At 42.5% G+C, this 10,497-nt stretch carries 7 protein-coding genes; 4 read left to right on the top strand and 3 right to left on the bottom strand.

Going from position 1 to position 10,497, the window contains the following annotated elements:
* Window positions 1-317: 317 nt before the first annotated feature.
* Window positions 318-4,040, top strand: a complete 3,723-nt coding sequence (locus tag EO98_RS06860; protein ID WP_048141087.1) for a hydantoinase B/oxoprolinase family protein — start codon at window positions 318-320, stop codon at window positions 4,038-4,040.
* A gap of 199 nt (window positions 4,041-4,239) precedes the next feature.
* On the opposite strand, the gene EO98_RS06855 is transcribed toward EO98_RS06860, so the two are convergent.
* Both EO98_RS06855 and EO98_RS06850 read right to left on the bottom strand, forming a co-directional pair.
* Complete coding sequence (locus EO98_RS06855; protein WP_235283638.1) at window positions 4,240-4,719, bottom strand: Ig-like domain-containing protein; 480 nt, start codon at window positions 4,717-4,719, stop codon at window positions 4,240-4,242.
* 54 nt (window positions 4,720-4,773) lie between these two features.
* Entirely contained in the window at window positions 4,774-5,103 is a 330-nt protein-coding gene (locus EO98_RS06850) for a hypothetical protein (protein WP_235283639.1), read from the bottom strand.
* 769 nt (window positions 5,104-5,872) lie between these two features.
* Here EO98_RS06850 and EO98_RS06845 point away from each other — a divergent pair.
* The gene (locus tag EO98_RS06845; RefSeq protein ID WP_048141079.1) at window positions 5,873-6,721 is read left to right on the top strand and encodes a methanogenesis marker 8 protein; all 849 of its coding nucleotides are present in this window, start codon (window positions 5,873-5,875) and stop codon (window positions 6,719-6,721) included.
* Between the two features lie 272 nt (window positions 6,722-6,993).
* On the top strand, window positions 6,994-8,166 hold the full coding sequence (locus EO98_RS06835) for a hypothetical protein (protein WP_235283637.1): 1,173 nt from the start codon (window positions 6,994-6,996) through the stop codon (window positions 8,164-8,166).
* Between the two features lie 570 nt (window positions 8,167-8,736).
* Here EO98_RS06835 and EO98_RS06830 read toward each other — a convergent pair.
* On the bottom strand, window positions 8,737-8,991 hold the full coding sequence (locus EO98_RS06830) for a hypothetical protein (RefSeq protein ID WP_048141075.1): 255 nt from the start codon (window positions 8,989-8,991) through the stop codon (window positions 8,737-8,739).
* A 1,022-nt stretch (window positions 8,992-10,013) separates the two neighbouring features.
* Between EO98_RS06830 and EO98_RS06825 the strand changes: the two genes are divergently transcribed.
* Window positions 10,014-10,253, top strand: a complete 240-nt coding sequence (locus EO98_RS06825) for an MTH865 family protein (RefSeq protein WP_048141073.1) — start codon at window positions 10,014-10,016, stop codon at window positions 10,251-10,253.
* The last annotated feature ends 244 nt before the right edge of the window (window positions 10,254-10,497 follow it).

Genomic DNA, 10,497 nt, shown 5'->3' with positions numbered 1-10,497 from the left:
CTATCGTTTACCGATTTTCCGTTGCTCCTAATCGGTGATCTGGTCAACCAGGGCTTGTTAGACAAGCCCCTGAGTCTTTAGCTCAGGGGTAGTTGACTTGTCATCAATCTGCCTCATTTACATGCTTAGCTCTAGAAAACTTTCAATTCTTTTGCTTTCCTTTTACACTTTAACTCCAAAAGCTTTTTCTTTTTATTCTGATTTTCCCATAAAGATATGATTTTCTCATAGTCTTTTTGAAAATAAGGCATGGAAATCGAGTTACATTCAGAATATTCAGATTAATAATTAATACCACCTCTACAATTATTCCCTTCATGTCCCCCAAATCCCGCTGGCAGTTCTGGATCGACCGCGGAGGCACGTTTACTGATATCGTAGCCCGCCGCCCTGATGGAACACTGATTACACATAAACTTCTTTCCGAAGCCCCGTCTCATTATGAAGATGCAGCCATGCATGGGATCCGCCAGATCCTCGGGCTGCCTGAAAATGCACCTTTTCCTTCGGAAGAAGTTGAAGCCATAAAAATGGGCACGACCGTTGGCACAAATGCTCTCCTTGAACGGAAAGGGGAACGGACTGTTCTTGCCATAACGCGGGGATTTGGAGATGCTTTGAGGATAGGGTATCAGAACCGTCCGGATATTTTTGCTCAGAAAATCGAACTTCCTGACCAGCTCTATGAAAGGGTAATCGAAGTTTCCGGCAGGTATGGGGTAGACGGGGAAGAAATTGTACCTCTGGACCTGAAAGCCGCTAAAAAAGAGCTTGAAGAAGCATATAAAGTTGGCATCCGATCCGCTGCAATCATCCTTATGCACGCCTACCGTTATCCCGATCATGAACTAAAACTCGGCAGACTTGCCAGAAAAATCGGTTTTACGCAGGTATCTCTGTCCCATCAGGCAAGCCCGCTAATAAAATTTGTGAGCAGAGGGGAAACAGCGGTTGTGGATGCATATCTCTCTCCGGTGCTTCGCAGGTATGTTGACATGGTCGAAAAGAACCTGCAAGAAAGAGAAAGAGAATGCGAAAGAGAATGCGAAAAAAAAGCACCTGAAAAAGAAAGCCTGGAGGAAAAAAGTAAGGGGAAAAATAGCCCCAGGCTAATGTTCATGCAGTCCAACGGCGGGCTTATAGATTCGGGGGCTTTCCAGGGCAAGGACTGCATCCTTTCCGGACCTGCCGGGGGAATCGTGGGGGCAGTTGCAACCTCGGAAATGGCAGGGGCAAAAAAGATAATCACTTTTGACATGGGAGGGACATCCACGGATGTAGCCCAGTACAGCGGGGAGTACGAACGCAGTCTGGAAACAGAAGTTGCAGGTGTGCGCCTGCGTTCTCCTATGATGCGCATCCACACAGTTGCAGCAGGCGGGGGTTCGATCCTGCATTACGAAGGGGGCAGGTTCAGGGTGGGACCTGATTCTGCAGGCTCGGACCCTGGACCCGCATGTTACCGAAAAGGAGGACCTTTAACGGTTACGGACTGCAACCTTATGCTTGGGAAATTGCAGCCCGAATTGTTCCCGAAAATCTTCGGACCGGGCGCAGACCAGCCTCTTGATTCTGAAATTGTGCGCAGGAAATTTGAAAAACTTGCTGAAGAGGTCTCTGGCGAGAGAAGCACCCATGAGAGCGGTGTCCTTACAGCCGAGCAGGCAGCCGAGGGTTTCCTTTCCGTAGCAGTCGAGAATATGGCAAATGCGATCAAAAAAATCTCGGTCCAGCGGGGATATAACATAAAAGAATATACCCTCTGCTGCTTTGGAGGAGCAGGAGCCCAGCACGCATGCAGGGTTGCAGATGCCCTCGGAATTAAAAGCATTTTCATCCACCCTTATGCCGGAGTTCTTTCTGCATACGGCATGGGGCTTGCAGACCAGAGGCTGATCAAAGAACAATATATTGGAGCTGAACTGTCAGAAGGGCTGATAAACGAGTTAAAATCTGTTTTTGCGGGGCATGAGGCGGAAGGCCGACTGATGATGCTGGAGCAGGGAGTTAAGGAAGACTGCATTGCTGCACTCTTTAAAGTCCATATGCGCTATGCAGGTTCGGACACGCAGTTAGATGTAGATTTTGCGGACAAAGAAGCCCTCAGGACCGGGTTTGAGGAAGCCCACAAGAAACGCTTCGGATTCGTAATGGAAGGAAAATCCATTTTTGTAGAAGCCGTCTCTGTGGAGGTCATAGGGGTTACGGAGAGGGTTTCTGACCCTCTGCTTGAAATTGAAGATAATCCCGTGTTTTCACCCGTTTCCAGAGTCCGGATGTACAGTTATGGGGAATTCCGCGAAACCCCTGTCTTCCAGATAGAAGAACTCAGGCCCGGGATCTGTATAAGTGGGCCTGCAATTCTAATTGAAAAAAACACTACCATTATAATTGAACCCGGCTGGGAAGGAGAGATTACTGCACGCAACCACCTTCTCCTTACCCGCAGAGTTCCGCTTCCTGCCAGGACAGCCATCGGGACAGAGGCTGACCCTGTAATGCTTGAGATTTTCAATAACAGGTTCATGTCCGTTGCCGAGCAGATGGGTTACACCCTGCAGAAAACTGCCCATTCCGTAAATATAAAGGAAAGGCTTGACTTTTCCTGTGCGATTTTCGACAGGCACGGAAACCTGATAGCAAATGCTCCTCACATCCCCGTGCACCTGGGTTCCATGGGGGAATGCGTAAAATCCCTTATACGGACACAGTTTCAGGAAATGCACGCAGGGGATGTATACCTGATAAACTCCCCGTATCATGGAGGCACTCATCTCCCGGATATCACGGTTGTTACTCCGATGTTTGGCAGTTCCGGAGAGATCCGATTTTATCTGGCTTCCCGAGGCCACCATGCCGATGTAGGAGGAATAAGCCCGGGCTCCGTGCCTCCGGGCAGCAGGACCATTGAAGAAGAAGGGGTGCTGAGCGAGGGCATGAAAATAGTCAAACAGGGACGTTTCTGTGAAGAAAAGCTGAAGTCCTGGCTGAACTCGGGAAAATACCCTGCAAGAAACCCGGACCAGAATACGGCTGACCTCCGGGCCCAGGTAGCTGCAAATGAAAAAGGGCTTCAGGAACTGCGCAGGATGGTTGAAGAATTCACCCTTGAAACCGTTGAAGCTTATATGGGCCATGTGCAGGATAACGCTGAAGAAGCCGTCAGAAGAGTTATTGACAGGCTTGCAGACGGAGAATTCACCTATTTGCTCGATGACGGGAATGCAATTAAAGTGAAAGTCACCATTGACCGCAAGAACCGGGGTGCCAGAATCGATTTTACGGGTACTTCCCCCCAGCTTTCAAATAATTTCAATGCTCCTGCCTCTGTCTGCCTGGCTGCTGTCCTCTACGCTTTCAGGACACTTGTAAAAAGTGATATCCCCCTGAATGCAGGCTGTTTAAGGCCGCTTGAAATTATCATCCCCGAAGGTTCCATGCTCAGGCCGGAATATCCTGCAGCAGTTGTTGCAGGCAACGTTGAGACCTCGCAGTACATTGTTGATGCCCTTTTCGGAGCCCTTGGCACGCTGGCGGCTTCCCAGGGTACTATGAATAATTTCACCTTCGGAAATTCGGATTTCCAGTACTATGAAACCATCTGCGGAGGAGCAGGGGCAGGCCCCGGATTTTCAGGGACGGATGCTGTCCATACCCACATGACCAACTCAAGAATTACCGACCCTGAGATCCTTGAAACAAGGTTTCCGGTTTTGCTTGAGGAGTTTTCCATCCGGCAGGGAAGTGGGGGAGAAGGTAAATTCAGGGGCGGAAACGGAGTTGTCCGGAAAATCAGGTTCCTGAAAGATATGAATGCAGCCATTCTCTCAAGCCACAGGAAACTCCCGCCTTTCGGGCTCAAAGGTGGCAGGCCCGGGAAGTGCGGAAAGAACACGCTTATCCGCAGAGACAGCAGTGTTCTCGAGGTTGAGGGACAGGCTGAAATTAAGCTAAAAAGGGGAGATGTTTTTGTTATTGAGACGCCGGGCGGTGGAGGGTACTGTGAGAAGGAAAGCGGGGAAAAATTGAAAAAGAACTGAGTCAAACAGAATATAATGAGAAAGACTAATGTAAAAATGGACAGGTTGGACAAACGATACAAAACAAAATAAAATTAGATAAAATTAGATAAAATTAGATAAAATTATACAAAATTAGATAAAATAAAAACCAGTAAAAAAAAGAAATTGAAAAAGAAAACAGGTTAAAAAACTGGGATTATTTCGGAGAGCAGAAATTTCAGTTTATAAGCCTGTAAGTATATACAAAGTCTCCTCCGGCTTTTCCGTCGTTATCGCCATCCAGAGCAATTCCCCGTTCGTCTATTATGACTCCTGATCCGGTTTCGGTTCCAAGTAAGGTAATTGTTATTTCAGCACCTGACTCATCCATAGGATATTCGCCATAAGGACGGAACATCATTATTCTGGACCCTGCATCCAGTAGGCCTTCCACAGGCTCTGATGATGCGGAACTTCTTACTATTACGGTCTCTTTCGTAATGCTTGCATTATTCATGGGCATATCGAATTCGATCCAGATAGGAGAATCATGCCTGAACGCAAAAGTCTGCCTGTCAGGATAAATTGATTTTATCTTTGGAGGAACCTGCCCCTGTTTGAAGTGAAGAGGAAGAGATTTGAAAGCCTCTGGAAGGGACCTGTTACACATATACTTTTTAACAGTATATACAATTGCAGCTCCTGCGAATACCCCCAAAAGAAATTTGCCCCAGTTATTATTTTTATGCAATATCGTACCCCTCCTTTCGTCTCATTGCACTTTGATTTTGTACCCACACTTTTTAGCAGCATGTTTCTTAAAAGCATAAATAACTGTAGCTCCGATAAGCATACCCATCATTATCTTACAAAATTTATTCATTGAAGATCCCTCCCCTGCTTCATCTAATTTTACTCCTTCGGATTCTATTTCAAGCCCTAATTCTTTTTGAGATTTTTCTGACGTGAGTTTCTCAAGTATATATGCCCCAAGAACTAATTTACCATATTTATTTAATACTCCTCCATTCTTTTGGGAGCCCCCTGGCTTAATTTTCTTCATGACATATGCGCTCAGCAACAGCTTGCCATATCTCTTCATATTTAGCAATCTTGCACCCCCTTGATATTTTCCTGACCGAAGAAGCCCTTATCCCTTATTTTTAATATCTTCCGGAAAGGAAAGTAATTGAATTTAATACTCCTGTATTTATCCTATATCACACATAATATATAACGCCAACTATATGAGATCCGAAATAATTTTAAACCGTGAAGGGATTTCTGGTGATTTTCAAACAAGCAGAAAATGCAGATACTATAGAGAACTAAAGTAAGACTTTATATTAAGAATCTGATTGAAAAGTTAATATGGAGTTCTGCAGGGAAAACTCTGAGACAAACAGGAATACCCAGCTTTTTTGCTTGAAGGTTACAGTCTTATTCCGTATGATGGCAAATTGAAATCAGGTACAAAAAGGAAGTATTTCTTTTTGCCGGAGCACTATGGAAAAAATACGAAATAAAAAGAAAAACTAAAAAGAAAAATTTATAAGAAAAATTTAAAAGAAAAACTAATCAGAAAAACTAAAAAAAAACTAAAAAGAAAAACGGTATCCTCTTCAAATGGAGTGGAAATCTCAGACTACAATAATCAATGAATTTTGCATTTATAGCAAATAACTCAAAAAGTAGTAGTAGTAAACCACAAGCCAAAGCAATAAAATATTCAGTAACAAGCCAGAAGTTTAATCAAAAAGCCCAAAACCAATAAACTATTAAGTAAGCAACCACAAACTTTACCTGCAATTTTTACCGGATTTGAATTTCTTAACACTCATATTTTTTGCTCAGCTTTTAAAGGTGGAACTATGCCTCATATAATGGAATTACTTGGAAAAACAAGAGTCGTCGTAAAAGATGGGAAAGTCGTCGAAGTCGGAGAGCCTGAAATCAAATGGTGCCCCCTCTTTGCCAAGATGCGCGGAATCCAGAAGATCACCCCCGAAGAAGTCAAGAAGAATATGGAGTTCAGGATCAGTGATTTCGGGATGTTTACGGACAAGCGCCGTCTGGAACTCGAGGACTTTGTCGGATTTGGAGCATCTGAAGTTATGATGACAGGCCTGAGCAGAGGTTTACTTGACACAACGGTAACCGCCTGTGAAGGAGCAGGAACTGTCATTTCCAATAACCCTACCCTTGTTCAGGGTATGGGCGGCAGGATGTCTGGCCTGGTCGAAACCGAGCCAATCGATGGCATCATAAATGGAATCACAGAACGCGGCGGAATTGTGCTTGACCCTTCAACTGCCGTAATGGACCCGGTTGCCGGAGTGAAAAAGGCAGCCGAACTCGGTTACAGAAAGATCGCAGTAACCGCGGCTTTCGGTGAAACCGCAAAAGAGTTACGGAAGCTTGAAGCCGAACTCGGGCTTGATTTGATAGTAATTGGGGTACATGTTACCGGTTTAACCAGGGAAGGAGCTCAGACTCTGGTAGAAAATTCAGATATCGTAACCAGCTGCGCTTCAAAGCCTATCAGGGACCTTGTAAAACCCCTTGCTCAGGTTGGAACTGCTGTACCGCTTTTTGCCCTTACCCAGAAAGGAAAAGAACTTGTGATCGAAAGGGCAAAGGATATCAAAAGCCCACTTCTGATCAATACCATGGCCCTGCCTGTACTTCCTGAAGAAAAACAGCCCAGGGAATTGAAATAAAAGCGGCTCTAAAGCCGTTATTAATTTTTTCTTTACCTTTTTTCTTTACCTTCTTTGCTTTCTCTCTTTACCGTTTTCTTTTCTTTACCTATTTTCCTTTTCTTTACCTATTTTCCTCTTCTTTTTCACCTTCCTTTTCCTCTTCTTTTTCGCCTTCCTTTTGTCAACAATAAATTCATACGCAGCATTTTCTACGATAAGATTATATTATTCAAAATTTATGGATGTTATGTTTCTGAAAAAGTATTGCTTAAAGTTCCAGGGAAGATGAAATGACTGAAATATCAGGTGACAAAGAGATTAAAAACAAAACTCTTGAAGAGAGAATTATAAGCGAAAAAAACAAGCTTTTACGTTTTATAAAAGAAAGAAACGATTACATCAGAAACCTGCCTGAAATTGAAAAGAAAGCATTTATCGCGTCAATACAGGAGATAAAGGAAAGTAAAGATAAAATCGAAAGGCTATTGGTGAAGAAAGAACTCAAAAGAGGCATTGACGACCTTCTATTTTCTTTTGAGGACCTTCCGCTTTTCGGGAAAGAATACTGGTTCATGAAATTCACAGCCGATGACGGGTCCAGGCGCCAGTTTTTTCTCACGTTCGGCAGGAGTGCGGGGGATACCGAGGTCAATGGCAGATATGTAGTGAACAGCAGGATAAAAAATGATAAAACAGACGGGTATTGTGTCTCCTGGGCATATGATGAGGTAAAGAAAAACCTCACTGATGACCTGGGGGTCATTGAAGTTAAAGATAAGAGGGTTACCTGCTCCAGCAAAGAGATGAAAGCGGATTTCTATGGGTCATTTCCAAAGTATATGCTTGATATTTCAAGCAATGGTCAGACGGTCTGCTGTTTAGACATAAGAGAGCCGGAGGATAATAATTACAATTCAGAGGTGTCTGAATATTTCAAAGGCTTGTTCGGTTACAGGCTCGCTAACCTGTATTTTGATTTTGAGGGCGTGCTGTTTGAGAAGGATTTCTCCGGAAAGTGCTATGCGCAGAAAGTAATTGTTGTCGGGCCTTTCATCCCCTGGAAATGGTCGAGAATCGTGTTCATGAACGGGTCGATCCTGACCTACTACATCCCGAATATAGAGATTGGCGGATTAGAATACGATATACACAATTCAATGGAATTCTATGATGCAGAGACCAGAAAGATGCACTTATTCAAAAAGGCAAAAGTGTATGAGTACCCTTCAGAAAATGGGAATAAAAGATGGGTCATTACCGCTGAAGAAGGCAAAGTTTTCATGGTCATGAAGAGCTATTGTAAGGAATCTTTCAGCTTTATGAATAACTTTAATTTCAGTTATATAGAGAACCTTGTCGATGTCGTTGATTTTCAGATCGAGACCGAGGATAAGGTCATAACACTAAAGGAAACCGGCAGTGGATTAGGTATGGTTGAAGATACATCAGGATTCGGAATATGAATTATGAAACTGAGTCCGGATTACTGCGATTTATACCACTGAAAATATAATAAACTAAGCTTTGTTCTCCACAACCTCAGTGGTGCTGCTGGGAAGAGGTAACAAAGTAGAGGTGCCTGTGACCCGGGCAGTACATCCCCCTCTCAATTTTCAACCTGGTCACCAGATCACAGTAGTATATAGCTGCAACATCATAATGCTTTTTCAGAATTTAACAGATTTCCCGGACATCTATCCTGTCATAAACATACGTTTTCAGTCCGTGGAGTACCTAACTATGTATAGCATATTATTTATGGAGTCTCATGCGCGTGGTTTTGCTTTTCTAGTGGGTAACCTCTAACCACATATATCGACATGTTCTGATTAACATAACCTAATTACTATATATGTATGCCCCATACAATAATGGCAAATGAAGGCCTTCAAAAAACAATTTGGATTAAAGTCTTTTGAAAGCAGTCTGGATTGACTCAACCCCAATTGTCACCAAACTAAAAATTGAGGGGGAAAACCCCTTTCCCCTCAATTACTGTTAGAACAGGTTATAATATGTTCAAAAACTTTCAATTAAGCTCCACACTGGTGCACAAAATCCTGGATCTTTCCAGTTACGGTGTCACAGCTGACGATAAAAGGCTTGCTTTTAACTGTGATGGTAAGGTTTGCTGTACCATCCCAGTTAAAATCAGCTACAACTCCGCTCCCTGAGATTTCTCCACTATTTCCTGAAGGAACGTGAAGACCAGCTGATTCAAGTTTCTGTTTCATGCAATTAAATACATTTGGTGTAACGTTATGAAACGTTACCGGATTACATCCCATTTTATATCCTCCTTTATTTTTGAAATAATTATATTTTTCAGCTGCAAATCACAAAATGTAACATCACTCGTGAGACAATTCTGGATCAAAGACGAAGATGTATGAAATTTCATCCCATAAGCAGTCTAAAATATTTAGTAAAGGTTGTAGTTAGTAGTATAAATAAATTTTGACTCTTGGGGAGTATAGAAAACACAAAAATAGCTTTTGTCCCGGCCTCAAAAGTAAACTTGATACTACATCTTCACCCGTTTCCATAGTCTCATTCCTTTCCATGCTTCCGGCTTCTGATGCTATTGGGATAAAACACAATTCATTTGACATTTTGTTTTGTGTATGCATCCTATAAGCCTTACCCATCCACTTAATAGAATAAAGAAAACTGAGTGTAAATAGAGTTTACTTAAATACAAATTTAATGAAATTATATCTAAAATAGATGATTTTCAATTCAAGCCCTCGTTGGTTTTTATGAGAATATCCACACAAAACAGCGAAAAGCCAGAAGTGCTTTAGCTTATTTGAAGAAAAAAACAAAAAAAGAGGATTAAAATTTTAGATCAAGGAATTAAAAGAGAGCTGAGAATATTATTTAGAATTAAGTCAGCCAAAATTGAAGTCTATAGATATCGAATATTGAGTTTATTCGAAGTCTGAATTCTTCCTGCAAATTCAGTGTTTCAATCAAAAAATGTAAAAATCACTGGATTTTGGACCACAGTCTATTTTCGGCTTCAAGTATTTTCGACCTCAACCATTTTCGGATTCAAGCGGCTAATTATGTAAGCCCGTGAGATATATCTAGATAACTTTAATAGTTGTTGTAGTATACTTTAATGCCTTAACTACATTCCAGTGCCGATTAAGTATATATCAATAACCTGTCAATGGGATATTGTAGGATGAATTCTCCGGAGGAAATCAAACTGCAAAGAAGTAAAAAGTCCAGATGAATAAAAAACCCGAAACCTGGGAAGATGACAAAATTTAAGAAAAAAAATACAAAACCTGAGGAATAAGATATGACTGTAAGAGATGATATTCACGAACAGATTGTTGCAGGCCTTAACGGCGCAAAGTTTCCCATAAACACACCCGGAGAATTGCTAGCTGCATTCCCTGCCGGTGCAGACACCACATGCAGATCAGGCGACCTTGCAGTTACAGCAGGGGAAGCAGGCAAACTGCTCACAGCAGCAGATTTCCCATTCAAAGATGCAAAACATGTGGCAGACACAATAGTCGAAAGAGCAGGGCTTTAAGTCCTGCCTTCTTTCTTCTTTATAAGCACGGAAAACACAGATGTACATGGAAAACCTCACTGATTGTACATGGAAAACCTCACTAATAACGCTATAAACAAGGAAGACACGGAAAGCATGGAAATCTCTGTGCTCATAACTCTTTTATTCCGCGTTATTCTCTTTTACCCTGAATTCCGGAATCTCTCCTAACAACAGATCTCTCGGATAAAAGACCCCAGGGACTTTTCTGGCAAGTTATTTA

Source organism: Methanosarcina sp. 2.H.T.1A.6 (genome assembly GCF_000979455.1).
Lineage (GTDB): Archaea > Halobacteriota > Methanosarcinia > Methanosarcinales > Methanosarcinaceae > Methanosarcina.
Note: the sequence above shows the minus strand (reverse complement) of the source record. Positions and strands in the feature narration are given on the sequence as shown.

Bases quoted from the DNA above. Each gene is read 5' to 3' on its own strand.
- EO98_RS06860 (WP_048141087.1), top strand. From the start codon at position 318: ATGTCCCCCAAATCCCGCTGGCAGTTCTGGATCGACCGCGGAGGCACG.
- EO98_RS06850 (WP_235283639.1), bottom strand. From the start codon at position 5,103: ATGAAGAGATATGGCAAGCTGTTGCTGAGCGCATATGTCATGAAGAAA.
- EO98_RS06845 (WP_048141079.1), top strand. From the start codon at position 5,873: ATGCCTCATATAATGGAATTACTTGGAAAAACAAGAGTCGTCGTAAAA.
- EO98_RS06835 (WP_235283637.1), top strand. From the start codon at position 6,994: ATGACTGAAATATCAGGTGACAAAGAGATTAAAAACAAAACTCTTGAA.
- EO98_RS06830 (WP_048141075.1), bottom strand. From the start codon at position 8,991: ATGGGATGTAATCCGGTAACGTTTCATAACGTTACACCAAATGTATTT.
- EO98_RS06825 (WP_048141073.1), top strand. From the start codon at position 10,014: ATGACTGTAAGAGATGATATTCACGAACAGATTGTTGCAGGCCTTAAC.